The organism is Streptococcus suis (genome assembly GCF_002964045.1).
Taxonomy (GTDB): domain Bacteria; phylum Bacillota; class Bacilli; order Lactobacillales; family Streptococcaceae; genus Streptococcus; species Streptococcus suis_U.
In genome coordinates this window covers 1-300 of the sequence record NZ_POPB01000689.1, presented here as the reverse complement: position 1 = coordinate 300, position 300 = coordinate 1, and the positions used below count along the sequence as shown (strand labels likewise).

The following is a 300-nucleotide window of genomic DNA, read 5'->3' as shown; positions in this document are numbered from 1 at the left end:
ACGATACCATCTTCTCAACGACGGACTTCAAGTTCAATACCATTGCCGAACGCCTGAAAGAATCAGCCTTCTTGCTCAAACAAGTCACCATGACCTTGACAGATGAGCGGACTAGTGAGCAGGAGGAGTATCACTATGAAAATGGCGTTCAGGACTTTGTATCCTACCTCAACGAAGACAAGGAAACTCTGACACCTGTCCTTTATTTTGAAGGAGAAGATGCTGGTTTCCAAGTCCAAGTTGCTATGCAGTACAACGACGGCTATTCAGACAACATCCTGTCCTTTGTTAACAACGTTC

Annotated in this window: 1 pseudogene; it reads left to right on the top strand. The window is 45.0% G+C overall.

Features of this window, described 5'->3' with window-relative positions:
• Positions 1-300 (top strand): annotated as a pseudogene (locus C1E99_RS14335) (DNA topoisomerase IV subunit B); the annotation flags it as partial.